At 43.2% G+C, this 25,399-nt stretch carries 27 protein-coding genes and 1 pseudogene; 19 read left to right on the top strand and 9 right to left on the bottom strand.

Going from position 1 to position 25,399, the window contains the following annotated elements:
* Positions 1-285: 285 nt before the first annotated feature.
* The 7 genes from B0X71_RS08985 (at position 286) to B0X71_RS09015 (ending at position 4,960) form a co-directional block, all read left to right on the top strand.
* Entirely contained in the window at positions 286-1,026 is a 741-nt protein-coding gene (locus tag B0X71_RS08985) for a metal ABC transporter ATP-binding protein (RefSeq protein ID WP_077589090.1), read from the top strand.
* Positions 1,027-1,028: 2 nt separating this feature from the next.
* A complete protein-coding gene (locus B0X71_RS08990) occupies positions 1,029-1,889 on the top strand; it encodes a metal ABC transporter permease (RefSeq protein WP_077589091.1) in 861 nt (286 codons plus the stop codon).
* Between the two features lie 24 nt (positions 1,890-1,913).
* Positions 1,914-2,858 (top strand): metal ABC transporter substrate-binding protein, encoded by a 945-nt coding sequence (locus tag B0X71_RS08995; RefSeq protein ID WP_077589092.1) that lies wholly within the window; start codon positions 1,914-1,916, stop codon positions 2,856-2,858.
* 125 nt (positions 2,859-2,983) lie between these two features.
* Positions 2,984-3,436, top strand: coding sequence for a transcriptional regulator MntR (mntR, locus tag B0X71_RS09000; RefSeq protein WP_077589093.1), 453 nt, complete (start codon positions 2,984-2,986; stop codon positions 3,434-3,436).
* Positions 3,437-3,673: 237 nt separating this feature from the next.
* Entirely contained in the window at positions 3,674-4,063 is a 390-nt protein-coding gene (locus tag B0X71_RS09005; protein ID WP_156889827.1) for a hypothetical protein, read from the top strand.
* 392 nt (positions 4,064-4,455) lie between these two features.
* Complete coding sequence (locus B0X71_RS21745; protein ID WP_456299478.1) at positions 4,456-4,548, top strand: hypothetical protein; 93 nt, start codon at positions 4,456-4,458, stop codon at positions 4,546-4,548.
* 235 nt (positions 4,549-4,783) lie between these two features.
* Entirely contained in the window at positions 4,784-4,960 is a 177-nt protein-coding gene (locus B0X71_RS09015) for a hypothetical protein (RefSeq protein WP_156889829.1), read from the top strand.
* 189 nt (positions 4,961-5,149) lie between these two features.
* Here the strand turns inward: B0X71_RS09015 and B0X71_RS09020 are convergent.
* Positions 5,150-6,315, bottom strand: a protein-coding gene (locus B0X71_RS09020; protein WP_156889830.1) for an IS3 family transposase whose coding sequence is annotated in 2 segments (ribosomal slippage) — positions 5,150-6,039 and positions 6,039-6,315 — 1,167 coding nt in all. Because the reading frame shifts where the segments join, the coding sequence is not laid out codon by codon here.
* 512 nt (positions 6,316-6,827) lie between these two features.
* On the opposite strand from B0X71_RS09020, the gene B0X71_RS20895 reads away from it, so the two are divergent.
* The 4 genes from B0X71_RS20895 to B0X71_RS09035 all read left to right on the top strand — a co-directional run bounded on the left by B0X71_RS20895 (position 6,828) and on the right by B0X71_RS09035 (position 9,225).
* Positions 6,828-6,965 carry a hypothetical protein gene (locus B0X71_RS20895; protein WP_156889831.1) on the top strand — a complete coding sequence of 46 codons (138 nt, stop codon included), beginning with the start codon at positions 6,828-6,830 and terminating at the stop codon, positions 6,963-6,965.
* Positions 6,966-7,265: 300 nt separating this feature from the next.
* Positions 7,266-8,320, top strand: a protein-coding gene (locus tag B0X71_RS09025; RefSeq protein WP_408634126.1) for an IS630 family transposase whose coding sequence is annotated in 2 segments (ribosomal slippage) — positions 7,266-7,778 and positions 7,781-8,320 — 1,053 coding nt in all. Because the reading frame shifts where the segments join, the coding sequence is not laid out codon by codon here.
* A gap of 171 nt (positions 8,321-8,491) precedes the next feature.
* Positions 8,492-8,773 carry an AbrB/MazE/SpoVT family DNA-binding domain-containing protein gene (locus B0X71_RS09030; protein WP_077589096.1) on the top strand — a complete coding sequence of 94 codons (282 nt, stop codon included), beginning with the start codon at positions 8,492-8,494 and terminating at the stop codon, positions 8,771-8,773.
* Between the two features lie 83 nt (positions 8,774-8,856).
* Positions 8,857-9,225, top strand: coding sequence for a type II toxin-antitoxin system PemK/MazF family toxin (locus tag B0X71_RS09035; RefSeq protein ID WP_156889832.1), 369 nt, complete (start codon positions 8,857-8,859; stop codon positions 9,223-9,225).
* A gap of 272 nt (positions 9,226-9,497) precedes the next feature.
* Here the strand turns inward: B0X71_RS09035 and B0X71_RS09040 are convergent, their stop codons facing one another.
* Positions 9,498-10,010, bottom strand: coding sequence for a hypothetical protein (locus B0X71_RS09040; RefSeq protein WP_077589098.1), 513 nt, complete (start codon positions 10,008-10,010; stop codon positions 9,498-9,500).
* Between the two features lie 620 nt (positions 10,011-10,630).
* Between B0X71_RS09040 and B0X71_RS09045 the strand changes: the two genes are divergently transcribed.
* The 5 genes from B0X71_RS09045 to B0X71_RS09065 all read left to right on the top strand — a co-directional run bounded on the left by B0X71_RS09045 (position 10,631) and on the right by B0X71_RS09065 (position 14,461).
* A complete protein-coding gene (locus B0X71_RS09045) occupies positions 10,631-11,209 on the top strand; it encodes a winged helix-turn-helix domain-containing protein (RefSeq protein WP_198038718.1) in 579 nt (192 codons plus the stop codon).
* Positions 11,206-12,432, top strand: a complete 1,227-nt coding sequence (locus B0X71_RS09050; RefSeq protein ID WP_077589100.1) for an MFS transporter — start codon at positions 11,206-11,208, stop codon at positions 12,430-12,432. The genes B0X71_RS09045 and B0X71_RS09050 overlap by 4 nt, the downstream gene beginning before the upstream one ends.
* 187 nt (positions 12,433-12,619) lie before the next feature.
* On the top strand, positions 12,620-13,339 hold the full coding sequence (locus B0X71_RS09055) for a hypothetical protein (RefSeq protein ID WP_077589101.1): 720 nt from the start codon (positions 12,620-12,622) through the stop codon (positions 13,337-13,339).
* 221 nt (positions 13,340-13,560) lie between these two features.
* On the top strand, positions 13,561-13,806 hold the full coding sequence (locus B0X71_RS09060) for a DUF1871 family protein (protein ID WP_077589102.1): 246 nt from the start codon (positions 13,561-13,563) through the stop codon (positions 13,804-13,806).
* A 190-nt stretch (positions 13,807-13,996) separates the two neighbouring features.
* Positions 13,997-14,461 (top strand): hypothetical protein, encoded by a 465-nt coding sequence (locus B0X71_RS09065; protein ID WP_077589103.1) that lies wholly within the window; start codon positions 13,997-13,999, stop codon positions 14,459-14,461.
* 531 nt (positions 14,462-14,992) lie between these two features.
* On the opposite strand, the gene B0X71_RS09070 is transcribed toward B0X71_RS09065, so the two are convergent.
* Both B0X71_RS09070 and B0X71_RS09075 read right to left on the bottom strand, forming a co-directional pair.
* On the bottom strand, positions 14,993-15,388 hold the full coding sequence (locus B0X71_RS09070; RefSeq protein ID WP_077589104.1) for a hypothetical protein: 396 nt from the start codon (positions 15,386-15,388) through the stop codon (positions 14,993-14,995).
* Between the two features lie 330 nt (positions 15,389-15,718).
* Positions 15,719-16,765, bottom strand: a complete 1,047-nt coding sequence (locus tag B0X71_RS09075; protein ID WP_077589105.1) for an IS1595 family transposase — start codon at positions 16,763-16,765, stop codon at positions 15,719-15,721.
* A gap of 222 nt (positions 16,766-16,987) precedes the next feature.
* Between B0X71_RS09075 and B0X71_RS09080 the strand changes: the two are divergent.
* Both B0X71_RS09080 and merA read left to right on the top strand, forming a co-directional pair.
* A pseudogene (locus B0X71_RS09080) lies at positions 16,988-17,320 on the top strand (MerR family transcriptional regulator); the annotation flags it as partial.
* A 152-nt stretch (positions 17,321-17,472) separates the two neighbouring features.
* The gene (gene merA, locus B0X71_RS09085; protein WP_077589106.1) at positions 17,473-19,125 is read left to right on the top strand and encodes a mercury(II) reductase; all 1,653 of its coding nucleotides are present in this window, start codon (positions 17,473-17,475) and stop codon (positions 19,123-19,125) included.
* Positions 19,126-19,233: 108 nt separating this feature from the next.
* Here the strand turns inward: merA and B0X71_RS09090 are convergent, their stop codons facing one another.
* From B0X71_RS09090 to asnB, 4 genes are all read right to left on the bottom strand, one after another.
* Positions 19,234-19,512 carry a thioredoxin family protein gene (locus tag B0X71_RS09090; protein ID WP_077589107.1) on the bottom strand — a complete coding sequence of 93 codons (279 nt, stop codon included), beginning with the start codon at positions 19,510-19,512 and terminating at the stop codon, positions 19,234-19,236.
* 2 nt (positions 19,513-19,514) lie between these two features.
* Positions 19,515-19,913: a heavy metal-responsive transcriptional regulator gene (locus B0X71_RS09095; RefSeq protein ID WP_077589108.1), complete on the bottom strand. Its 399-nt coding sequence runs from the start codon at positions 19,911-19,913 to the stop codon at positions 19,515-19,517.
* A gap of 284 nt (positions 19,914-20,197) precedes the next feature.
* Positions 20,198-20,410: a class I SAM-dependent methyltransferase gene (locus B0X71_RS21750; RefSeq protein ID WP_077589109.1), complete on the bottom strand. Its 213-nt coding sequence runs from the start codon at positions 20,408-20,410 to the stop codon at positions 20,198-20,200.
* A gap of 203 nt (positions 20,411-20,613) precedes the next feature.
* Complete coding sequence (gene asnB, locus B0X71_RS09105; protein ID WP_077589110.1) at positions 20,614-22,434, bottom strand: asparagine synthase (glutamine-hydrolyzing); 1,821 nt, start codon at positions 22,432-22,434, stop codon at positions 20,614-20,616.
* Positions 22,435-23,474: 1,040 nt separating this feature from the next.
* Between asnB and B0X71_RS09115 the strand changes: the two genes are divergently transcribed.
* On the top strand, positions 23,475-23,882 hold the full coding sequence (locus tag B0X71_RS09115) for a sortase domain-containing protein (protein WP_077589112.1): 408 nt from the start codon (positions 23,475-23,477) through the stop codon (positions 23,880-23,882).
* A 138-nt stretch (positions 23,883-24,020) separates the two neighbouring features.
* On the opposite strand, the gene B0X71_RS09120 is transcribed toward B0X71_RS09115, so the two are convergent.
* On the bottom strand, positions 24,021-25,043 hold the full coding sequence (locus B0X71_RS09120) for a C39 family peptidase (RefSeq protein WP_077589113.1): 1,023 nt from the start codon (positions 25,041-25,043) through the stop codon (positions 24,021-24,023).
* Positions 25,044-25,399: the final 356 nt, after the last annotated feature.

The raw sequence follows: 25,399 nt of genomic DNA on the forward strand, positions 1-25,399 counted from the left end.
CTCGCTCACTCCTCATTGAAATAAAGAAAATGCGCTCGTCAATTCCTCAATCTCCTACCCTTAAATAGCTTCGTCAACCCTTTCATGAGCCAGCCCAAGCTCACCAAGTTAAAAAATTATCCGCGTTAATTTCCTCTTCCCACAAGAAGTTTTATTTTAAATCATCAGTTTCACGATTTTGAGTGCTTTTTATTTACAAAGGCTTATGAAAGATATAAACTAAGCAAAAGTTTCCTTTGGGAAAAAATAATTCCTTTGAGAAATAATAAGGTGGGAGGGAACAAAATGGATTCTGCAGTGCAGTTAACGAATGTTCAAGTGTCTTATCAAGGCAAAGAAGCCCTTCAAGATGTGGAGTTGATAATTAAATCCGGAAATCTAACAGGCATTATCGGGCCCAATGGCGCTGGAAAATCCACCTTATTAAAAGCGATATTAAATATTACGCCGATTGATAAGGGGAAGATTAAAGTTCTCGGAAAGCCCTTAACTGAATGTCGTAAAAGAATCGCGTATGTGCCGCAACGGAGTCAATTTGATTGGGATTTTCCAATCCATGTGCTTGATGCTGTTTTGATGGGGGTCTATCCCAAGCTTGGCATCTTTAAGCGCCCAAAGAAAAAACAAAAAGAATGGGCCTACGAGTGTTTAGAGAAAGTAGGTCTAGAAAACTTTTACAATCGGCAAATCGGGGAACTTTCAGGAGGGCAACAGCAACGTGTCTTTCTGGCCAGGGCATTGGCCCAAAATGCCGATCTCTTTTTTTTAGATGAACCTTTTGTTGGAATTGATATGACCAGCGAAGAAACGATCATTCAGCTTTTAAAGAATTTGGTCAAGCAAGGTAAAACAGTGGTGGTGGTCCACCATGATCTAAGTAAAGCGAACGACTATTTTGATGAAGTGGTTTTATTAAACAAAAAAGTTATCCATACCGGTAAGCCCCGTGAAGTATTGCAGCCAGACGTGATGCTGAAAGCTTACGAACGCGAATTATCCTTTTTACGGGAAGTTGGAGTGAACTAGTTATGGTATTTATCGAAGGCCTTATCCAGTACAATTTTTTGGAAAAGGCGTTATTGACTTCAATCATGGTAGGCATTATTTGCGGAGTTCTGGGCTGTTTTATCATTTTAAGGGGGATGGCTCTTATGGGAGATGCGATTTCCCATGCCGTTTTACCAGGCGTAGCGATTTCCTATGCACTTGGCATCAATTTTTTCTTCGGTGCTGTTTTTACAGGGGTATTAACCGCAATAGGAATCGGTTTTGTCACTCAGAATAGTCGCATTAAACATGATGCATCCATTGGTATATTATTTTCTGCTGCGTTTGCCTTGGGTATTATTCTTATTACTGTGCTCGAGAGCAGTACGGATTTATACCATATTCTATTTGGCAATGTATTGGCAGTACGCCCTTCAGATATGTGGATTACGCTAATTATAGGATTAGTTGTACTGCTGTCGATTTACCTGTTTTATAAAGAACTTCTTGTTACTTCTTTTGATCCGACCATGGCGAAAGTCTATGGACTCCCTGTGAGAATGATTCATTACTTTTTGATGACTCTTCTAACCATGGTGACGGTAGCTTCTTTGCAGACTGTAGGGATTGTTCTGGTAGTGGCCATGCTCATCACACCAGCTGCCACAGCGTATTTACTGACAGATCGTTTGTCGATCATGATTTTTCTTTCAGCTGGTTTGGGTGCTGGAGCCTCGGTGATCGGCTTGTATTTTAGTTTCGTTTACAATCTGGCATCCGGAGCAACCATTGTCTTAACTTCCACTGCTTTGTTCTTATTGGCCTTTCTTTTCTCCCCGAAACAAGGAATTGTAAGCAGAAAATTAAGGAGTAAAAGAAAGCGGCTGGAAGTACTGGGATGAAATTCACTAAAAAGGAGAATAACGATGAATAAAAAACTAAAACTTTTGTTTTTCAGCTTGATTTCCCTGATTACTTTAACCGGATGTGCAGACAGTCAACTGGGAAGCAGCACAACAAGCGCAGAAGAGGAACCATTACAGGTAGTGACCACTTACTCGATTATTTATGATATTGTGAAAAACGTGGGCGGTGAGAGAGTAGAGATTCATAGCTTGGCACCGGTCGGTTCTAATCCACATGAGTATGAGCCCCTCCCGTTAGATGTCCAGAAAACAACCGATGCAGAAATTGTTTTCTACAATGGACTGAACCTTGAAGCGGGCAATTCATGGTTTGAAAAATTAATGCAAACGGCTGGAAAAACAGGAACAGAGGCTCCTGTCTTTCGATTAAGCGAAGGTGTGGAGCCGATGTTCTTAACAACAGAAGGGAACGAAGGGGAAGAAGATCCCCATGCTTGGCTTGATGTGCGTAATGGGATTCAGTATGCCGAAAATGCGAGAGATGCGTTGATAAAAGTGGATCCTGAACATGCAAAAGTTTATGAAGAAAATGCAGAGGCGTACATTGCTGAACTGGAAACTCTTCATGCAGCAGCACTAGAACGGTTTAAGGAAATACCAGAAAAAAAACGCATACTAGTAACAAGTGAAGGCGCCTTTAAATACTTTAGTGAGGCATACGGTTTCCAAGCGGAGTACATTTGGGAAATAAACCAGGAAAACCAGGGAACGCCTAACCAGATCACCCGTATCGTGGATATTATTGAAGATGAGAATATTGAGGCGCTATTTTTAGAGACGAGTATAGATCCGCGAAGCATGGAAACGGTCGCCAGAGAAACAGGCATCCAGATTAAAGGGGAGGTATTTACTGACTCGCTTGGAAAACCCGGAGAAGAAGGGGAATCATACATCGAGATGATGGAATGGAATATTGAAACAATCCTTGAAGGGTTGAGCGATTAACAGCTTCTGAAAATTCGAAATAATTTTTCCGCCTGTTTCCTGTTTCACTTGACCGGAAGTACTTCATTCAAAGTTCTATTTCTAGTTAGAGCTTATTGGAAATAAGAGCAAGATAGAAGGAGTAGATGACCTTGACAACTGTCAGTATGGAAGATTACCTTGAAAAAATATATCTGTTAATTGAGGAAAAGGGGGTTGCCCGCGCAGCAGATGTAGCCGCTGCGTTGGAAGTTCTGCCTTCCTCAGTAAGTAAAATGTTAAAAAAGCTCGATGAAAAAGAGCTTGTAAAGTATGAAAAATATCGAGGGTTCACACTGACACCAAAAGGCAGCAGCTTAGCGAAAGATATAGCAGACAAGCATCATGTATTGGAGAGATTATTCCATATACTCGAAATCCCATCGGAGAATACCTATGAGGAAATCGAAGGAATGGAACATCATATTGGAAAGGAAACTTCTTTTTGCTTTAGAAGTCTTATCCGGTTTTTAGAGGAAAACCCAGACATTAGACATTTCTATTTACAGTATCGGGAAGAACAAATCGAAAGATTGAGAAACCAAGGAACACGGCTATAGCGGTCTGTCATCGCCTGGCACTCAAGACTCAAGCAGTACTTTGAATTAGCTTCATCTGAAGATGACTTACTTAGGGTATTTCAAAAATCTTTTAATTTAAAACAGTGCATTTCCACATACGGAGGAAGTGAACTGAACCCCGAATGACGGACACACTAAAAAAGTGACCCCATTCGGGTTTTTTCTGTTCAGACCCCGGTATACTGAAAGATAACGAGTAGGACGGGAACGGTCAAAATGAGTAAAATCTTTTTCAAAGAATATCAAAGAAGACAGTTGGAAGACAATCCAAATGTGGCATCAATCTCAGAACGGGCAATCCAGTACAAAGCTGACTTCAAAATTCGCGTAATGGAAGAGAATTTATCAGGCAAAAGGCTTGCACAGATCTTTATTGAGAACGGATTTGACCTGGCTGTAATTGGCTTTAGAAAAGCAAAGTCTTCCCTTCATCGTTGGAGAAAGATCTTTGAGATATATGGAGAGGAAGGATTCCGGGTGGAGCGTTATGGGAAAGGGAGTACCGGTCGCCTTTCCACAAAAGATATCCCCAAAGAGAAGAAGCTAGAAAAAGCGGAAGCGCGCATTAAGTACTTGGAAGCGGAGCTTGAACTGGTAAAAAGCTGAAGGAACTCGAAAGGCAGGCGAAGAAACGGCACTGACTCCACACGAAAGCAATGGAACTTAAAAAAGATGACACCGGGACAGCACAAGCCACTGAAAAACTACATGAAAAAGCACCGAATTTCTGCTCTTTAGAGATTCGGTGTTTTTCTGTTATATACTGGTTCTAAATTTAAGGAGGGATAACCATGATGCCAGATAGACCTTCCATGAAACCCAGTCCTTATGCAGCTCTTTATGATATTGTCATCCCCTAAGATCACGTTTTCCGACACATTAATGAGCTTGTCGATTTTTCCTTTGTGACACAGGAACTAGCGGAGAAGTACTGTTCCGATAATGGCCGGATGGCCATCCATCCCCTTCGCATGTTTAAATACCTTTTCCTGAAAAGCATGAATCCCCTTTCAGATGTCGATCTGGCCGAACGCGCCAAGTACGACCTTTCGTACAAGATTTCCTGGATATGGCTCCAGAGGAAGCGGTAATCGACCCGAGTTCGTTAATCAAATTCCGTAAACTTCGCCTGCAAGATACCCATCTCTTAGACCTCCTCATTAAAAAGACCGTGGCCATAGCGGTTAATCATGGTCTTATTGAGACGGAAACCATTATCGTCGATGCTACCCATACTCAATCTCGCTATAATCTAAAAAACCACAAGAGATCCTGCAGGATCAGCCCTGTAAGTTGCGTAAAAGCATTTATTCAGTGAATGAGCCTATGAAGGAACAATTTCCGAAGAAGAATACAAAAGATGATCTCAAAGCGGAACTGAACTACTATAAGGAACTGATCGCCACGATTAAGGGGGGTTCCGGTCTTTCTGATAATCCGAAAATCGGGGAATCGCTCCGTCTGCTGGAAGAAACGGTCGCAGGATCCATGGACCGGGCATAAGTCAGCGGATACCTCGTTTTTCGGCTATAAGACCCATCTCGCCATGGCGATTTTTACGATGAACTTGAAACGAATTCTTCGATTACTGGATGAGCGCAGGGAAACAGCAGATCAATAATCGAACAAAAAAGAAGACAGAAGACAGGTAGACTGACCCAGTGATATGAGACACAGATAAAACACCCTTAGTTAGGCTGCCAAAGCTCCGAATTCTTTCGGAGTCCGGTAGCCTAATTTTTCTTGGATTCGTTCTTCGTTATAATAGTTCAGGTACATTTCCACCTTGTCAGTGACCTCTTGAACGGTCATTGAATTGAACTTGATATACTGAAATTCCTCTGACTTAAGCGAGGAATGAAAGGATTCAATGACCGCATTATCCCAACAGTTGCCGCGCCGGGACATACTGCTGACCAGGTGCTCCTTCCGGATCAGTTCCTGGTAAGCATATGAGGTATAGACGCTCCCTTGGTCGGAGTGGACGATAACGCCTTTAGGATTGCCCCGGACACGCAACGCTTCCCGCAGTGTATCTGCCACAAGTGGCGTCTGTTGGTGATCATAGAGCTTATAGGCAACGATTTCGTTGTTATACAAGTCCATGATCGTGGACAGATAAAGTATCGTGTGGCCGTATTGGATGTACGTGATATCCGTTACCCACTTCTTGTTTGGTGCATCCACTGTGAAATTGCGCACCAGCAGGTTCGGCGCTATGATAACCGACTCACCCTGTGACTTCCATTTCCGTTTCGGTTTCACTCGGCACTGCAGGTTGTGTTTCTGCATGATCCGCTGCACGGTATTCCGATTCAGCTTGATGCCATGCCGGTTCTTCAGGAGATGTCGGATTTTCCGGTGACCATTACGATACTTGGTCTGGCGGCATAGTTGAATAATCGCTTCTTCCTCAGCTGTCACCGTTTCCGCTATGCCTTCGGCCAGCCACCGGTAATAAGTAGATCGTGGTACGCCAAGGGCCGCCAGGACCGCTTTTACGGTATATTTCCCTCTGAATTTCCCCACTAACTGGAGGACTATTTTTTTCTCAGCTCCTTTTCCATCTCCAAATACTTTTTTATGATCTCATTCTCCATTTTCAAGTTCGCGATCTGCCGGTCCCGTTTTTCCTCTTTACTTGCACTTTCCGGTCCGTGTCCATACGTATACTGCTTGCCGATCGGCTGATCAAAGCGATACAGCTTATTTGCCCGATACCATCTCATCCACGTTTGGATTTGGGACTCATTTTTGATGCCATGCTTCTCCATAATCTCTTTTGTCGTTAATTGACCGCTCAATTTGCCCTTGACGACTGCCCATTTCACTTCGCTTGAATACACGTTTTTGCCCATGCAAAAACACCTTCGATTTCTAACCCTGTTTCCAGTGTATCATCTCGAAGGTGTTTTATTGTGTCCCATTAGTTTAGGTTAGCCCAAGGAATATCTACCATTCTTTCTTCTTTTTTTACTCCTATTAATTTCAAAGGAGAGTTTTTCAGTGGCCTCGCACAGTACCGAAGTCATCTTATCGAAACGTCAACTTAAGCGTTCTTTTTGCTTAAGTAGTCCGAAAACCGGGGCTTAGTTCATATTCCTTGCCCCCTGTATCAGACTGTTCAATTTAGAGGGTTAACTCCGAGCAACAACGCTATGGCGTAAACCGAGCAGAGGGACAAAGAGAGGATTAAAGGTATGTCAGCTAGAGAAATAAGGCTTTTAGAGATAGTAAGTTTAATTATTTCTGCAATGGACAAGAGGAATCGACCGTGGACTTAAAGCATATAAAAGAGCTTTTGACGACTATCTTCCAGTAACACGCGGTTAATATTACGCAAACCTTCACCAAGAGGGGGATGGACTAGATGCAGGTCAAGTGCCTGCCGGACACCAGAGTTCTGGAACTGACGTATACTCAAGCGCAAGTCGTTGAATACTATGAATCGATAGATGATGCAGCAAACATCATAGCGAGTCAGCTCAATTTAACGACCGCTCTTTAGACTCCTGCCGATGCAGGAGTCTTTCTTTTTGTTAGTGTAACTTAATGACAAAAAAGATGCATTCAGTTACTTGGTTTCGTTATGTTCATGGAAATATGAGCGCAAGGAAGATTTCCTCCAAAACATGTTACATTCAAACGTTGATAAGGCAGAACGAAAAAGGGAGTTTGACAGCTGATGGTTTTACATATGACCACTTATCAGAAGTAAAATAAATAGCTATATGAAACGCATTAAAGGTTTACCTGATCTTTTGTCGAATTCTATCCCTAACTAGACTGGCGAAAGGGTGGGAACTCCATGAATCCCTGCACGTATGACAACTTGGAACAGCGACTCGCAGAGATTCACCGGCTGCTGAAAACCGAAACGAATGTCCGCCACTATCAGCGGATCCACGTCATTCATCTTCACTTGCAGGGATACCGGAACGGGGAAATCGCCAAGATCGAAAAACTGACGGAGAAGACGGTTGGCACCTACATCAAAAAGTACCGGACCCTGGGGGTGGATGGCCTGAAAATGGGCCATTCCCCCGGCGCGCCTCCCCGGTTGACACCCGAACAGGAAGAACAGGTCTATGAGGTCGTCCTCAACCGGACGCCCTCGGAAGTCGGATTGAAAACCACCATGAATTGGACCGGTCCGCTCGTCCGCGAGTGGATCCGGCGGGAATTCGATGTCCGGTACACCAACCGGGACGTGCTGAGCCTTCTCCAACGCCTCGGGTTTAGCCATACACGGCCCACCTATACATTGGCCAAAGCGGATCCCGTTAAACAGGGAGTGTTCCGGACCGGGTTCCAAGATGTAAAAAAAAACTAGCGTCTGGTGAAATCGACACGATCCTCTTCCAAGACGAATCGACGATTCGCGACTACATGGCGATCGGCTATACCTGGTTTCTGAAAGGAAAGCAGCGGAAGATCCCGACGACCGGCCAGCATCAAAGCGTCAAACTGCTCGGTGTGCTGGATTACGAAACAGGCGCCGTCTTCTGTTTACAGGATCAGCTGTTCAATGGCGAAACGTTCCTGTGCTTTCTCAAGCAGGTGCTGGTCCAGTACCCGGCCGGGAAGATCGTCATGGTCCTTGATAATGCCCGGATCCATCATGCCAAGCTGATCCAGCCTTTTTTGGCCGAACAGCAGGAGCGCCTGGAACTTCTCTTTCTGCCGCCCTACAGCCCGGACCTCAACCCGATTGAAGGCCTCTGGAAATGGCTGAAGATGTCAGTGGTGTACAATGTGTTCTACTCATCCATCCAAGCTATCCATCAAAACGTGCAGGCTTTCATTTCGGAGATCAACCAAACCCCGGCTGCCGTCATTGACCGCCTCTGTTTGATTCTGTAATTCTTTAATGCGTTTCATATAGATTAATTAGAAGAGCCTCTTTCGAATGGTGTCTATTCTTCCTCTTTAAAGAGTTATAACAAGAAGAATCTTAAAGTAGCTTTCGCTTGCTACATGTAGATACTTCGTATATACTGAATGTATAAATAGCACTCCGAGGAGTTGATTCACATGCCGCAAATCAAGCAGAAAGCTAGTCATCGAGAGGCTAAACTTCAGAGTTGGGGTAACAGTAAAGCAGTCCGACTTACAAAAGATATCCTTGAGGAAGCCGGGTTCAATGCAACCGATGATACTGTACTTGATGTAGAGATTGAACCAAATCGAATTTCTTTAGTTCAAAAAAGCAAGTTAACTCCGTTTCAAAAGTTATTTGTTGGATATAATGGCGGAAAACCCGAGCCTGAAGCACTCTGGGATGAAGCGGAACCAGTCGGAAAAGAAGACTGGTAAGCAGTTAATAGGCTTAAAGATCATTCGCCTGTACTTAATCCTCAATGGAAAAGTACAGGCACTATTTAATTGGAGGAGTAGTGATGACAAGATTTTTTAAAGTCGGTGATATTATAAAGATCGATATGTCCCCGGCAAAAGGGCACGAACAGCAAGGTTATCGTCCAGCCATCGTAGTTTCAGAAGAAAATGTACATAAAGAGACCGATTTAATTTGGGTCTTGCCAATCACCAATACGAATAAAGGTTACCCAACTCATGTACCAGTAAATGGAAAAACCAAGAATAATAAGAAAAACGGAGCAACCAATCAGACAACGGGGTATGTATTGTGTGAAAAGATAAAAGCAATCGATCCATTGGCTAGAGCAGCAAGATTAACAGACGAGGCCGATCAAGACCTGATTGAAGATTGTAAGGCTGTTATCGATGCCATTACTTATATAGGATGAATAAAGCGGAGATCAATCCAAGTGATTGGTCTTTTTCAATACCTAAATTTCTCTTTTTGTCCGTAAACGTGTACTTTTACGAACGGTCATATTTGTGTGGAGAGAGGGGAATGGGAGAATAAGAATTATTCAGTAGTCAACAGTACGACGCTATGCTCCAAGAACCTTCTTATTGACAAAGGGAAAGGGCGAACAGATTATCGCGCGTCTGTCTGCCCTTTATTACTTGATGTAATAAGCTTTTTTGGCACTTCCGTTCTAATCATTCAATGTTAGAAATGGTCCCTGTTGAAATCATCAATGACTTTGAAGATTCCAACATATAGAGAACGAAGTTCTTCCTCTGGTGTGGAAGGGACGAATGTCCATTCGAGCGTCCCGCTATCATGTTTATAATACCCTTGCGCAAATGCTGTACTCATGTCTTCTGTAAAGTCACTGAGCGAAAACCCTTCCGAGACGAACACCTCAATAGGTTTGTCTAGTCCGATAAAGAAGGTCGGGTAAGGTAAGGACTCATACAGGCTGATATAGTTATCTTGGGACGTTTGATCAAATGTCTCTTCCATGATGAACAGGGCATCATACTGTCCTGCAGCTTCGACCAACTCATCAATATGGACCTCTTCAAATTCAACTTCGCTGAGCTCATATGGTGGGGCTGTCCCTGCCACTGCAATTTTCAAGGCGGCTCCTTCGTAAGCCTCAGCTTCATATGTGGAACACCCAGCCAGCAAGTAAGCCAAGCAAACGATGAAAAAACTGAACATCCAGTGTCTCTTCATGGATTCTCCTCCTCCTCCTATCCTGTATTATATTTGCCCATTGTATCATGAAGAACTACCTGTTGTTTACAGTTATAACACTACTCAGTGGTGACCCTAACGATGACAGATTTAAATGGTGGATGATATTCGGCAGTTACCATGCGTGAATAGGTAGAGGGACAGCTGAATCAAGCATGAAGGAAATGTAATGATGAAATACCACTTTGAAATTGGAGTTGTATTTTATTGCAGTGATGTTAATCAACAGTACGAGCGTATTGTTAAACTAATACCAACAGAAAAAATGAAGAGCAAGCGCATGCACATTATCAATCAATGCTCTTTACGTGTCTACTGCTAGTACAGAATATCATGCAAAAACGACCGCCAATTTGTAAGTGAATTGGTGGGCGTTTTTAGCTGTGTTTTCTTGTTTTACGAGAGGAAACGGACCCGTAATAACGTGGAAAATTTTTTATTCAACATATCAAAAACGCGTTTTCTGTTTTTTAGTTGATAATTTAAAATTTATTGATAAAATAAAATTTATCAAAGGGATAAGAAAGTGCCTTCACAAGTAATTGATGCTTCTCGATGCGCGTAAACAAAAAATCAAAAATCAGAATGGAGGAAGTAAATTGAAATATGAAATGGTGTTAGAAAACGCAGCCCAGCTGCATGCTTTATCGCATCCGATAAGACAACGAATCCTGTCGGTCCTTTTGTACAAGGAATTAACGAATAAAGCCATTGCCGACTCCCTTGGAGAATCGCCGCCGAAAGTACATTTTCATGTCAGGGAATTGTTGAATGCAGGCATTATTCAACTTACGAAAGAAGAAGTAAACGGGTCGATTATAGAAAAATACTATACCGCTTCTGCACGGTCTTTTCGGCTTTCCCCTTCTTTAGAGCTGGCAAAGATTGATGAACATTTACTGTATGAGACCACCTTTCACGAAACGTATCGCATTCTGATAGAAAGTGTTGCTTACCACGAAGGCATTCTTCCGAACGCGCAAATCTTCCAACAAACGGGGCGGTTATCAAAACAGGAAATAGAGAAAATTGATAAACACCTCTCAGCCATAAACGAAATATTGACGGCTTCGGAAACGGAAAAACATAGAGATGGAGAGGACAAGACCTGCTACTCGCTTAGTTATTTCTTTCATCCAGCGCCTGCAATTAATACGAACAGAGATTCAAAGCTATGAATGTCCTGCCCAAGAACCATCTTCTTTCAGACAGGAACTTTTCTTATTTCTTCTTTGGCCAATCATTTTCCACTATCGGGGACGGGTTTCAACAGCTTGCCCTCATTTACCTGATATTTGATTTGGGAGGCGGGGCCAGTGAATTGGCGCTTTCCCAGTTCTTTTTAATCTTTCCTCGCATTTTGGTTTTGTTACTGGGAGGTGTTGCTGTTGATCGCCTGAACCCTAAACAGATTATTTGGATTTCAGATCTGTTCCGATTTGTGGTCATGACACTCTTGATTTTATTTTTATTGTTTGGTTCTTTGTCTTTTCAATTGCTTTATGTATTCCTTATCCTATCCAGCATAGCCAGCGGATTCTTTTACCCTGCGTTTAACGCAGTTGTGCCTTCTTTAGTGGAAGAAAAGAACTTGGACCAGGCGAATGCTTGGGTTCAATCAATCTCTCAGATGGCCATCTTCATCGGGCCTCCTCTTGCTGGTTTACTGGTTAGCAATTTCGGGATTACCGCAGGTTTCATTGTAAATGCGCTTTCGTATTTCGTCGCTGCAATTACGGGACTGACGGTTCAGATGAGCAGAGTTGTCTCGGACAAAATAAAAAGTTCGAGTATATGGAGAGATATTCAGGAAGGTTTTCGGCAAGTTTGGAAGGAACAATGGCTAAAAGTGGTACTGGTAGTGGATATGCTGGGAGGATTGGCCGTAGTGGGGCCACTTCAGATCACCTTGCCAGTATACTCGGAAAGGACATTGGATATAGACCCTGCTCAAATGGGTTTTATCGTGGCTGCGTTCGGCATTGGCTCTACTCTTGGAATGATCATTGCGGCTAAATTGAAAGCTGAACTCAAAACGATTCGTTCCTTCTTCCTGTTTGAAATAATGCAAGGAATGATGTTGTTTTTTGTGGCCATTCCTTCTTTATGGATGGTCATAGTAGCTTTAGCCATAGTAGGTGTGTTTAACGGCATATCAAGTGTAATCATTATTTCACGGATACAGTCGTTAGTCCCGAGAAATAGGCTTGGAAGAACAATGAGCATCGTCTCTCTCGCTTCGTTTGGCGCAGTCCCAATTTCTCAATTGTTAACAGGATGGCTATCCAACGTAATTCCGTTGCCTGTCGTGTTCATCATTGCCTCTATTTTGTTGATTCTCAGTGGGTTGATGGGCATGATGTTTTATACAAAGTCAAAAAGTGAAAGTGCCGTTATGTAAATGAAAACACTTCTGCATACTATTGTGATCGCTTGGGGTTTTAGCAGGAGTCATTTTTACTCAACAACTCGACCGTATTGCTAAAGATTTTTGAAAGTGCACTGCTACGATGAATGATTACTGAATGAAGAGAAAAGTGGAACGTCTTCGAGCATTACTCGACTAATCAGATAAGGAGTGAGTGCTCATGAAACAGAGTTCAAAATTTATGCATTGGAACGGCTTTACGAAAAAAGTGTTTTTATCAGTGGGTTCATTAGCTTTCAGTATCGTCATTTCTGGTTGTAGTGACCAAGCTACCGAGACGATTTCTGAAGACGTTAGCGAGGGTGAAGTTGAAGTGACTGAAGGTGTAGCCGAACCATCTGAGAGTCCTAAAAGTGACACCTCTGAAGCGGAAGCAGAAGAATACGTGGATATCTTCACCGTGACAGGAGAAATAGAACGGATTGAAGACGAGATGATTTATATCGCTCATGAAGAAAGTGCAAGCTGGACGATCCCTATGGAAGACACGGCTGATCTGGAAGTTGGTCAATTCGTCCATATTGAGGTCGCTGATCATACACCAGAAGATGACTGGGACCCGAGAGATTTTGAAGTTATGAGCTTAGAGGTTATTAGTGAAGCTGCGGATTTTGAATATATCCAGTACGATGGGAAAATCTTTTCTGAAGTTCCTGACAAGGAGATTTCAATAATTGAAAGCAGATTTGGCGAAAGACAGCTGTTGGGACAAATCACCGAACAGGCAAAAGGCAGTATAGGGATTCAAGATTTTTCGGCTAGTCACTTGCCAATCGGCACTAAGATTTACGCGCCTGTTTCTGAGGGAGATGAAGTAAGTACAATCGTTGCTGAGATGGAAGGCGCCGATGTGTTTTATCAGCTCGCTTTCGAAATGTAGATAAGTTTTTAATGGTTAGTAATAACACAAAGAGAAACTTGATGGATGTTAGACTTTAATCAACAGTTCGACAAAAAATGGCATAAGCGTTCCGAGAATAAAATAAAGTTAATTGGTTGCCACGAATGTAACATAAGTGCAGTTAAGTTACATTCAAATAAAGAAAACAAGTCGTTACTAAAAAAGTTAAAGCAAAGTTGTAAATTAAGGAGGGAAGGATCATGGATGAGTATATATTTGTAAAAAGCATCGTTGATGAATGGGATCCGATTGGTTTATTGAACCTTGGGTGTCCAGGGGACGAATATGACCCTGAAATTAGAGAAATTGTAGCGCTCTTGCCCCATGTAAAATCGGTTGATGAACTCGCATTAAGAATCCGACAAGTTCTCATAAAATGGTTTGAGGAGTATTTATCGATCGAAGTGTGCTATCCCGTAGCTTTGAAAATATGGGAAAGCCGTTAAAAAATCATAGTCTTCTTTTTCAGGAAGTCTGAACGTAACTTAATGGTAATTAAGTTATATTCACTTTCTTGAAAAATAAGGCTCTGTCAAAGGGCTATATTGACTTTTCTATTTAACTAACAGGCAGTTTTTAGTTGCAAGAATAGATTGAAATTCTAGTTAGCGTTCTTTTTTGACAGGAGGGAAAATTTTGTTTGGTAAATTTAGAAAGATCTTTAAGAAAGAACTGCTAGAACAAGAAAAAAATGATCTATATGTGTTCATTCCAGAAACTGAAATAAATGAAAAGTTAAAAAGAAATGTAGTTGAACTAGAGAGAGTAGCTGGAGAATTGGCTAAAAGTCTTCAAATTAAATATGTGAAAGAATTTGAAAATCAAGGAAAATTAAACCTAAGGATTTGGGTGTCTAGGGACATTGATGGAGATGAAGAAGAAGACTTAACTTCAGAACGTTGTTTAGAAAAAGAATACCGATCTCAAATAGCAATAGATTATGATGGCCCAAAATACGATGATGATTTTTATGCTCGTACATTTGGGTTATGGTATTACTTTGGCGGATATTTTAAAGGTTCAGGAACATTATATGATTTAACTAAAAATGATTTGGAAGCTGATATTGAAGAGATCTTGAAAAATTTACTTAAGAAATAATATCAACTAGTTCCTATTCAACTAATAGGAGCGTTAAATTAACAAGAGAATCAACAGCAATATTTAACAGAGACAAAAATGAAGGTGACATAAATTCTGGTTGTTAATTGTATTATAATTTTGTACTTCAACTCGCGGTAGAATCAAAATTAAATAGCTTTTAAATTCAATCTTTGAATGTAACTTAATATCAAGTAAGTTACATTGATTATCCTCATTCCATGCGCTCCATCAGAAAACCCATCGAAGCAAGTTTCCTTAGAAGAAATGATACATTTAAAAGGCTGCGCTATAAGCTTGTAAGCTCCAACATAAAAAAGATCTAGGTTTACATATCTGGACTTATCAGAAGTGAAATATTGAGCAAAATTAACAGTGGCACAGATGGCTTAATTCAAGCTGCCTGTGCTTTTTAAATGAAGGCTATGTTAAATGACTCTGTTGATATTAAAGTTTAAACGATGTAATAGTGTGATGCGGTCTCACTCTAATTATAAAAACGGCTTCATCAGAAGCCATTTTTTGTGCGCATTATTCGCTTTGTTCGATGTTTTCTAGCGCTCCCTCTATTTTCTCCAATAAACTATCATTCGTTTTGAAAGGGATGACCAAAACAATCGTTTTTTCGGTAACAGTCCATAAAGGGGAAGCGGGCATATCGGCCATCTCAATCTGATCCATTAGCTCGGCGAACCCCTTTTCTTTCTTTTCACTTGTAGAAAAGCTGAAAATATCGACTACACCTTCGTCAAAAACATAAACTGTCTTCATACTATTATCCACTTCAAAACCTTCTGTTCCCTCAGATTTTGTCAGGACAATTCCTTCCTCTTCAAATAGTTGAATAATTTGATTTAAATCAGGAACTTCAGCTGGGGAACAAGCGCTTAAAAGTAGAATGGAACACACAAAAAGAAATAATTTCATTCTAGTCATTCCTCCCAGTTCAAATGATTGATTCACCTTAAGATAACCCTGCTAAGGGTATAAGTTCTGAAATTCTTCTGAACGGTTAGCTTAAATCATCACTACATTTTGGTTAGTCCACTACCGCTTTATGCGACATTGTGAATGAATACTGGTCTCTCAATCATTCTTCGTAAAAGATCGCATGTTGGTTTAGACGGTTGTATAGACTTGAAGTTACATACTTGTAAATTCTAACCTCTATGGTAAGATCGCTTTCATAAATATTTCTTGAATACCTATTCTTGAACTGCTGATTCTTGTAATGAGCACGTCTTCGAGGAGTAATTATTAATCGAGGACGAGGAATTTCGACAGTCTTACGGTATCATACGTTTCTTTCATAGAGAACAAACAACTCTCAACCATCATTTTTGAGACGGTGTTCGAATTATTTCGATATCTGATGGAATCCAGGAAGCGGAACCAACTTAAATAATGGTCGAGGTACTTCGTGGCGACTCCATTGAAACGCTCCATCCACTTTTTCAGGCGGCTGTGGTAACTGTTTACATTCTGAATATGATACAGACCCTTCACCCGTTCCTTACTATCTGACTTGAACGCATAGTGGCCCATCCCTTTTTCTTTCGCATAGCTTTTGAAGGCGCGCCACGCATCGGTGCATAGGACATTTGTGGAAGACAACTTGGCGCCGATTGCCTGGTCGAGCCGTGTTTTCACGATTCGTCCCTGACCGATGATTCGTGAGTAGGTGGTCTTCTGGCGGTCTCTAGCCACGAGGACGCACACCTGTTCATGGCTAATGCCACGAAATTGGGAGGAACCGCCTCGTTTACGGGGTTTCCGACCTTGAATCCCGCGCCTGCCTTTTTCCGAGTACAGGAAATAGGTCTCGTCCATTTCGACGATCCCTGCGAATTTTTCGAAATCCATCTGCTTAAGGGCAGACAGGACCTTGTGGCGCCAGTAAAACAGGGTGACATGGTGGAGTTCCAGCTTCTCCGCCGCTTTGCGGAGGGAATCGCCATCGATCATGCAGCGGATAAAGCCAAGCCATTTATCGGGCTTATGGGTACGGTAGAGAGGGGTGTTAGTGGTGTCAGTGAAGGTTTTACGGCAATCTTTGCAGCGATAGCGCTGGCGCTCGGTCTTTTTCAATCCTACTTTTACGACATACTTGCCGAATCGGACAGAATTGTGGGAATGGCAATGCGGGCAGGTATATCCGTCTTTGTGCTTCAAGTCGCGGAGTTCATTGATTACGGGTTCCTGCGGTGACGATGGGGCAACGATTAATGTCAGGCGCTGCAACAGATCTTGTTTGTCTGCATAGGATAGTTTTTTGAATGCCTGTATGAAGTCGTTCAGCGCCATGCCATTTACCCACTCTCATGATTTTGCATTTATTATAGAACAAACGTTCCTTCAGTTCAATGGATGCCAAAAAAATCAACAGCGTTATTTAACATAGCCTAAATGAAAAGAACCTTGCCAAGGTTCAGCTTAGAAATAAACCGTTACCCAAATAAGCATTGTTGGACTTGACCATGTACCAACGTACATGGTTTAGAGTGGAGGTGAGGTGAAATGGGAATGGTGAGATACAAAATCGGAGAACTGGCCGACGCCTGTGGGATTAACAGGGAGACCATCCGGTATTATGAACGGAAAAATCTGCTGCAGCAGCCGGAAAAGAACGATTCCGGCTACCGGATCTATTCGGAACAAACGGTAAAACGGATTGGGTTCATCAAACGCTTGCAGGAGCTTGGCTTTTCGTTAAGTGAAATTCATCGGTTACTGGGTGTCGTCGACAAAGACGCTGTGCGATGTGCCGACATGTATGAGTTTGTCGCTGAAAAAGAAGAGGAAGTACAGAAACAGATTGCTGACCTACAGCGCGTGGCGTTCATCCTACATGACTTGAAATGACGCTGTCCCGATGAAAAGGAACTGCATGCGTGCCCGGTGATCGATAGTCTCATGGTCGGGGAAGAGAAGACGATTAGGGGCTAGTTGCCTGACTGTTGTTGACACGGAAATCCAATCGATTCGATTCAAAACAGAAAGGAGTTTAAAGCATGACGAACGGTAAAATCAACGTAACACTCCAGGTGAGCGGCATGACCTGTACAGACTGTGAGAACCAGGTGACGGACGCACTGGAAAGCCAGGGAGCGGAAAATGCAAAAGCCGATTTCCGCCGCGGGCAGGCGACGTTTAGAATCGAGGAAGATCGCTTGAAAGCTGCAAAACAGGCCATCGATGAAGCCGGCTATGTCGCGGGGGAAGCGGAGGTCGAAACCGGTGAACCGACAGCATTTTCCGGCAATCCCTCCGCTGACTATGATCTGCTCATCATCGGTTCAGGCGGGGCCGCCTTTTCTGCCGCCATCAAAGCAGTGGAGAAAGGGGCGAACGTGGCGATGGTCGAACGGGGGACCATCGGCGGAACTTGCGTCAATATCGGCTGTGTGCCCTCCAAGACCTTGCTTCGCGCCGGAGAGATCAATCACCTGGCTGACCAGCACCCGTTTGCCGGACTGGATACACAAGCAGGGCAGGTGGATCTCGCAGCGTTGACCAGCCAGAAAGACGAACTCGTCGAAGGGATGAGACAGCAGAAGTACATTGATCTTATCGATGACTACGGTTTCGACCTGATCCGGGGAGAGGCCGCCTTCGTGGATGAGCGGACGGTTGAAGTGAACGGACAACAGTACACCGCTGGCAAGTTCCTGGTCTCGACGGGCGCCGCGCCATTCGTTCCGCCGATTCCCGGACTGAAAGATGTGGACTTCCTGACCAGCACGACAGCCTTGGAGTTGATGGAAGTGCCGGGGAAACTGGCCGTCATCGGTTCCGGCTACATCGCCATGGAACTGGGCCAGCTGTTCCGTAACCTGGGATCGGACGTGACGCTGATGCAGCGCAGCGACCGGCTCCTGAAGGAATACGATCCGGAAATTTCCGAAGCGGTGGATAAAGCCCTGACGAAACAGGGGCTGAATTTCATGACCGGCGTCACGTACAAGAAAGTGGAACAGGATGGAGAAACGAAGAAGGTCTACCTTGAAGTGAATGGGGAAGAGCGGATCATTGAAGCCGATCAGGTACTGGTCGCAGCGGGCCGACGGCCGAACACAGAGACGCTCAACCTAACGGCAGCCGGTGTGGAAACCGGCAAAAGAGGAGAAATCGTAGTTGATGACTATCTGCAGACGAGCAGTCCGACTGTCTACGCGGCCGGGGATGTGACACTCGGCCCTCAGTTTGTCTATGTCGCCGCCTACGAAGGTGGTGTCGTGGTTGAAAATGCCTTGGATTCGGCCACTAAGAAAGTGGATCTGCGTTTTGTGCCGGGTGTGACGTTCACGAATCCGTCCATCGCGACTGTCGGGCTGACGGAACAGCAGGCGAGGAACCGGGGAATCGACGTGAAGACATCGGTCCTGCCGCTTGAAAACGTGCCGAGAGCGCTCGTGAACCACAAAACGAACGGCGTCTTCAAACTCATCGTCGATAACGGATCGCAGAAAATCATCGGGGCCCATGTGGTAGCTGAGAACGCCGGGGATGTGATTTACGGCGCAACACTCGCGGTGCAGTTCGGGCTGACGGCAGATGACCTGAAGAATTCCATGGCGCCATATCTGACGATGGCTGAAGGGCTGAAACTGGCCGCCATCACCCTTGATAAAAACGTAAACAAGTTATCCTGCTGCGCAGGATGAGCTTGTTGTCAAAAAGGCAACCCATTTTATGGACTTCAATATATCAGAGAATAAAGAATGGACCTCCAATTTACTTTGGAGGTCCATCTTTATTACCTTAGATGTGATTTATGAAGCTGATTGACCTAGTCCTGCTTTCTTCAAAGAATCCATATCGATGCCGGTGTTTTTGCAGCAGTCCACCAGTTCACCGTTGATTGCCACAGCCGGAATCGTCTGAACGCCATATGTTTTCGCTTTTTCTTGGCACTCATTCGTGTCACAGCCCTTATTCAAGTCATAAACCACCACTTCGCAGTTCTCGCAAGCCAAATCTTTTACTTGCTTCACCGTGTCGTCACATAAATAACAGCCTGCAGTAAAAACTTCAACGAGTCTCTTTGCCATTTCTACTTCACTCCTTCAAGTTGTTGGATGATCGGGCAATCAGCTTTTGCAGCTTGCGCACGAGGACAGTTGATGGCCAGTTCTTCCAGCAGTTTTTTCATGCTTTTCAGCTCCTGGATCTTCTTTTCCACTTCGTGCACCTTGTCCATCGTGAAATGATATAGTTCCTCTGGATAAAAGGTGGAATTCCGGGAAACGGCCAGCAGTTTTTTAATCTCTTCCAGACTGAACCCCAATCTCTTTGCCCGTTTAATGAATTGAAGATCTCCGATGACATCAACAAGGAAATCTCGATAGCCGGAACCGGTTCGAGGAGGTGCTGAAATCAGGCCGTACTTTTCATAGTAACGAATCGTCTCAATGCTCACTCTGGACGCTTTGGCGATTTCCCCAATTTTCATACCTTTTCCCCTCCTCTTGTATAGAGCATAAACCCTGTTGCAGACTACAGGGTCAAGTGATTTAATATATGTTCCTAGTAATGACAGAGAACAAAATGCTTAATTTAGCGAATGTAGCTCGATAACAAGGTTATGGTTTAACGCCTTTACATGCCCTGAATGTATTGAAACAAATTTAACAGAGGCAGAATAATTCTGCAAATGCGAGCTGAAGTTGTCTCAGATCCATCCATCTAGAACTTGAGCAGGAAAAACGCAGCACGCATCAATCGATTATGCGGTTTCTAGAAATCAATAATATGAAATTGACCGCCAACTCTTAATGCCCGATGAACTTCCTCGAACGTTTTCTTTTTCATTTCCAGCGTTAAGCGAAAAATAAATAAGCTCATAAAGATATGGTGAAACAAATCACCGGAAAAGGGAAGCTGATCAGAAAAACCTTCTTCAAAATCGACATGAGTAACGGGGTTTTCTCTTGTTTTTTCTTTGGCGATTAATTAAGGAGTCAGAACCTGCCTCAATCCCGAATAAGTTGCATATCTGGTTGTGTTTACTGGATTAAAAGTGCAAGTATCCCTGTACCACGACCTAAACCCATTACCATTTCATTTGGTTGAAGGGCTGCTTGCTTAGCCTTTAGGCTTTCTCTGCTTAAAACTAAAAAACAGGTGTACCATTCGTACACCTGCCGCTATAATCAGTGGAAATATTTTTTATACCAAACCAGGAACATGAAAATCGTCCAGATCTTTCTGGCGTTGTTTGCTTTCTGTTCATAATGGTCCTGCAGCAGTTCTATGATTTTTTTCTGATCAAAAAATTCGGCTGCAGCTGCACTGTTGAAGGCTTCCTTGATTTGTGTGTAATATTTTTCTTCACGGATCCAGTGACGGATCGGCACTGGAAACCCGATTTTTTTGCGATTGGCCGACTCTTTCGGAAGCGCACGTCCGGCTGCCAGGCGGAAAGCATATTTCGTGTCAATGTCATTGATTCGGTAATGAGATGGCACTTTCGCTGCTATATCCATGACTTCCCGGTCCAGAAACGGCACCCGCAACTCGAGGGAATGGGCCATACTCATTTTATCCGCTTTCAGTAAAATATCATCTACAAGCCAGAGATGAAGGTCGAGGTATTGCATTTTCGTGATATCATCTTCCTGTTTCACTTCTTCATAGTACGGACGAACGATTTCTTTCACGGATGGCCCTTTTTTGTAAGGAGTCTTCAGAAGCGAGGCTGCTTCCCGTTCCTGAAAGATTTTTGCCTGACCGATGAACCAATCCTCCACGGGACGCCCGCCTTTCACCATCAGATTCTTCCCCCGCACTTCCGGCAACATCTGAGCGAAACTGCCGAGCGGCTTGCGGAAAAGTGCCGGTAGCTGTTTATACTTTTTCAGCGCAGGGGTTGTATCATACTCTGCGTAACCGCCGAATAATTCATCCGCCCCTTCTCCCGACAGCACAACCGTTACGTCTTTTCTTGCTAATCCGGCCAGAAAGTAAAGCGGAACAATCGACGGATTGGAATGCGGTTCATCCATCATATACTGGATCTCGTCCAGTTTTTCAAAGCAGGCATCTGAATCCAGCACTTCACTGACATTTTCGATTCCTAATTCATCGGAAAGCGCTTTTGCATTATCGATTTCCGAAAAGTTCCGGTCACTGAATCCGACTGTAAAGGTTTTATTCGGCCGGAGAACAGAAGCGACATAACTGGAATCGACCCCGCTGGACAAGAATGAACCGACCTTCACATCGCTGATCCGGTGCGCTTCGATCGATTGCCGGACAACTTGATCGATTTCTTCTACAAGCTCTTCGAGCGGCTGTGTCTCCGGCTGGAATTCTGGTGACCAGTAACGCTGGATCGACAATTCCCCGTTCTCATAGGTCATGGAATGGGCAGCCGGCAGCTTGAATACCCCTTTGAAGAACGTCTCATTCAGCACTGGAAATTGGAACGTTAAATAAGGCTTCAGTGCTTGTTCATTCAGTTCTTTCACAAAATGAGGATGTGGCAGAAAACTTTTGATTTCTGAACCGAATAGAAGGGTGCCATTCATCTGGGCATAGTAGAACGGCTTGATGCCGAACATGTCACGGGCTGCGAACAGCTTTTTCTCCTTACGGTCCCAAATAACGAATGCGAACATCCCCCGCAATTTCTTCACAAGCTCTTCCCCATACTCCTCGTAGCCGTGGATAAGCACTTCACTATCGGTATGGGTGGCGAATGTATGCCCTTTGGCAATCAGTTCTTCACGCAATTGCATGAAATTATAAATCTCACCGTTGAAAATCAGGACCGAGGACTCATCTTCGTTATATAGCGGCTGATGGCCTGCCTCGAGGTCGATAATGCTCAGACGCCGGAATCCGAGTGCTGCTTCGCCTTCTATAAACGTTCCTGAAGAATCCGGCCCCCGGTGTATGATTCGATCCATCATCTGTTCTAAAACAGCTGGAGTATTCTTAGCTTTTCCAATAAAGCCTGTAAATCCGCACAATTCCAAAACTCCATTCGCTTCTGTAGTAAGTGAACCACCTGGTAACTAATTTCACCAGGTACATTCCATCTTCTATTTTTTTGCTTATTTTTGCATTTTTCATGGTATGTTATCTGACTTACACTTCATTTTACACTTTGAAGTCCGAAAGAATTATATAACTTCATCCCTATTTTTACTAGTCTTGCTTAATTGAGAGCTCATAAATTTTTCCGTGGGCTCTGAATCTGCTGCTATCCACTGAAATAAGGATTCTCGTTTATTGTGCAAACAAAATTAATCCAAGAGATTGTAACCGCTCTGGTGCGTTCGTTGGGTATCATTTACAAGTTTCAGCCGTTGCCCATACGCCATCTTACACGGATATAAGCTGCTACATCTGCTATTTCATCTTCATTCATCGGCCGGTTATCGATAACGAGTGTATAACCACTCAACCCTTTCTTATTTTGTAGATCAAGCTCTACTTTACTCGTTGAACGGTTAAGCAGGAAACAGGTGATAGGGACCGCCTGATAGACGGTTGATAAAATGAGTTCTGTTTTTTGGTAGCACTTAATCGCCGATATTCTGCAAGCAAGTAGGGCAGGGCGATTGGATGGATATAAGAATGGCCCTGAATGATGACCCCTAATGCTTGGCGGATACTTTTTGCACTCACGCTTTTTAGTAGATAACCGACTGCTCCAGCTTGCAATGCCTGTGTAACTACTTCAGGGTCTGTATGCGTGGTTAGCACACCAACTCGTGCATTTGGATACATCGTCAGCAAATCCCAGATTGATGTGAAGCCGCCTTCTTGGATTAAAAACAGGATCTATAACCGCTATACCAGGTTGACGCTCTTCGTGTAGCTCAAGAATTCTTCTCCTGTCGCTCCTTCTGCCACTACTTTTACGAAGGAGTCTGCTTAGAGGAGGTATTTGAGGGCAGTTCTGAATAGGGGATGACAATCAAAATAGCAACTACAGACATGTAATCCTCGCTCCTCAGTGACGCTTTATTATACCTTTTTGCTATAAGAGTCAAACACGTCCTTGATGCTGCTTATCCAATGTATGCAGGGGCTGATTCGGAAGAACTGGCGAAAGGAATCGGCCATTACTCGAAAAGCGCTCGCCCAGAAATGGATCACAATACTGTGTTGGAAGGCGATCGGGATACAGTATTTCGTGAGTGAGGTTGGAGAAGGAGGTTACCTGATCGTAAAGACAGCAGCAGGGGAATTCACCTATCAAGTAAACAAGGTAAGAATCGGTGATGATATGGATAAGACGGTCATTGTTCCAATTGAAGAAACAAGGTTGATACTCATTGCCTGTTATCCACTCAATTTTATTGAGAACGCACCTAAACGGTATGTATTGGTCGCTGAGTTAATCAATTTGGCAGCGTATCAAACAAGTGAACCCCTCTATTTGCACTGTTTCTGTTTTAACTTGGTTTAAAATAAAGGAAGAAGGCTATCTCACCCTGAGCGAAAATTATAATCTAGTGAGACAGCCTTTTTCTGCATTTTAAAAATTAAACGGCATCTTTAATGCATGATTAAAGAAAAGAAAGTGTAATGTTGGCGAATCGGCCAATTATTTGATGATGACAGCTTGGCTTCCAAGCGCTTTGTAGCTCTCGAAAAATACATCTTCTGGGTGACTGAGCCGGCCTTTGAGCGGATCCATTACGTAAACCTCCCCATCCTCCCAGCCATCCAAGACTACGGTATGAAGGTTGATAAACGAAGGATGAAATTCACTCGTTTCTTTAATATACCAGCCCCCACGCTTAATAGGGGGCGATAAATCAAGCGTCACCCAAATAGCTACGGGGATATCTTGGTCAATATATGACAAGATTTCCTCGCGCGTACTTCCGCCTACATTTTCCGCTTTCAATCCTTTTCCTTTTTCAGCAATAATACTATTAGCCGCTTCGACAATTGGATTGGCAAAAACATACCACCCATCGTCCGAATCCCGGGGATTCCCGGCATAGGCGTGATAGGGGTTGGGACCTATTTTCACACTATTATGGTAGCCAAGTGATTCTTGTGGTAAGTAATCATCCGCCATTGTTGTTTTTGAAACTTCTATTCCATGATAGTTTAGAAGGGCCGTCAGCGCAGTGATTTCACATCCGTTCGGAAGCTCGGGCTTTTGGAAGACAGTGGGTACATTTAAATGACTTGCTTTCCGTTCAACATAAATCTCTATCGGGAATGAAACAGATGTCGTTTCATGTATGTAGGTTGTTTCCTCCTCAAAAGACGGTGAGTTCGCATCGGGAAAGAGCACCTTTATCTGATATTCTTTACCGTCTATCAGTCCCTTTACTTTCATTTGTCCTGATTCACCAGACTTTGCTGATGCAACAAGAGAATCATTGCTTTTGTCCAGTACGTGAATCATGTAATCTGCTAAAGGTTGGCCGTTTCGAGCATTTGTTACTATAAAAATCCGTGAAGATTCTGCTGTTTGCGACTGCTTCCACATAAAAGTTTCAAGGAAGAAATTATCACTTGAAGCATTTACATGTTTGGAAAAGTAATCGATAGCAAAAAAGGAAATCGAAAATAAACATATGAAACGAAGGAATTTATGGGATGTTTTCAAAATAGCACCTCCGTCAATAAACCAATTTCAATTAATTCTTTATGGTGAATTGTACAGCGTCACTTTCCTTTACCATGAAGGGCAGGTAAAGTGAAACTGGCTGGTTAACATCCAAATTATTACATATCATTGTCTTGGTGATCATGCTCCTGCTTTTCAACTGTAAACTTCTCTATGGTATGAAAACTGTTTTTTTTAAGTGAAGCTTTCTTTTGAACTTATATCCAAAAGATTTGGCAGTAGCTGATTCGGTAGAAGTTAAGATCTCATTTTTCATTGGAAATGTTGTAACAAAGAGAACTTGAAATTAAGACATAGTTAAATGCCTATTAATCTACTCGAAATTTTTGATTAGC

The sequence above is a fragment of the Planococcus lenghuensis genome, assembly GCF_001999905.1.
GTDB lineage: Bacteria > Bacillota > Bacilli > Bacillales_A > Planococcaceae > Indiicoccus > Indiicoccus lenghuensis.

Coding starts and splice junctions, on each gene's coding strand:
- B0X71_RS08985 (WP_077589090.1), top strand. CDS start 286: ATGGATTCTGCAGTGCAGTTAACGAATGTTCAAGTGTCTTATCAAGGC.
- B0X71_RS08990 (WP_077589091.1), top strand. CDS start 1,029: ATGGTATTTATCGAAGGCCTTATCCAGTACAATTTTTTGGAAAAGGCG.
- B0X71_RS08995 (WP_077589092.1), top strand. CDS start 1,914: ATGAATAAAAAACTAAAACTTTTGTTTTTCAGCTTGATTTCCCTGATT.
- mntR (WP_077589093.1), top strand. CDS start 2,984: ATGACCTTGACAACTGTCAGTATGGAAGATTACCTTGAAAAAATATAT.
- B0X71_RS09005 (WP_156889827.1), top strand. CDS start 3,674: ATGAGTAAAATCTTTTTCAAAGAATATCAAAGAAGACAGTTGGAAGAC.
- B0X71_RS21745 (WP_456299478.1), top strand. CDS start 4,456: ATGAATCCCCTTTCAGATGTCGATCTGGCCGAACGCGCCAAGTACGAC.
- B0X71_RS09015 (WP_156889829.1), top strand. CDS start 4,784: ATGAAGGAACAATTTCCGAAGAAGAATACAAAAGATGATCTCAAAGCG.
- B0X71_RS20895 (WP_156889831.1), top strand. CDS start 6,828: ATGCAGGTCAAGTGCCTGCCGGACACCAGAGTTCTGGAACTGACGTAT.
- B0X71_RS09030 (WP_077589096.1), top strand. CDS start 8,492: ATGCCGCAAATCAAGCAGAAAGCTAGTCATCGAGAGGCTAAACTTCAG.
- B0X71_RS09035 (WP_156889832.1), top strand. CDS start 8,857: ATGACAAGATTTTTTAAAGTCGGTGATATTATAAAGATCGATATGTCC.
- B0X71_RS09040 (WP_077589098.1), bottom strand. CDS start 10,010: ATGAAGAGACACTGGATGTTCAGTTTTTTCATCGTTTGCTTGGCTTAC.
- B0X71_RS09050 (WP_077589100.1), top strand. CDS start 11,206: ATGAATGTCCTGCCCAAGAACCATCTTCTTTCAGACAGGAACTTTTCT.
- B0X71_RS09055 (WP_077589101.1), top strand. CDS start 12,620: ATGAAACAGAGTTCAAAATTTATGCATTGGAACGGCTTTACGAAAAAA.
- B0X71_RS09060 (WP_077589102.1), top strand. CDS start 13,561: ATGGATGAGTATATATTTGTAAAAAGCATCGTTGATGAATGGGATCCG.
- B0X71_RS09070 (WP_077589104.1), bottom strand. CDS start 15,388: ATGAAATTATTTCTTTTTGTGTGTTCCATTCTACTTTTAAGCGCTTGT.
- B0X71_RS09075 (WP_077589105.1), bottom strand. CDS start 16,765: ATGGCGCTGAACGACTTCATACAGGCATTCAAAAAACTATCCTATGCA.
- merA (WP_077589106.1), top strand. CDS start 17,473: ATGACGAACGGTAAAATCAACGTAACACTCCAGGTGAGCGGCATGACC.
- B0X71_RS09090 (WP_077589107.1), bottom strand. CDS start 19,512: ATGGCAAAGAGACTCGTTGAAGTTTTTACTGCAGGCTGTTATTTATGT.
- B0X71_RS09095 (WP_077589108.1), bottom strand. CDS start 19,913: ATGAAAATTGGGGAAATCGCCAAAGCGTCCAGAGTGAGCATTGAGACG.
- B0X71_RS09115 (WP_077589112.1), top strand. CDS start 23,475: ATGCTGCTTATCCAATGTATGCAGGGGCTGATTCGGAAGAACTGGCGA.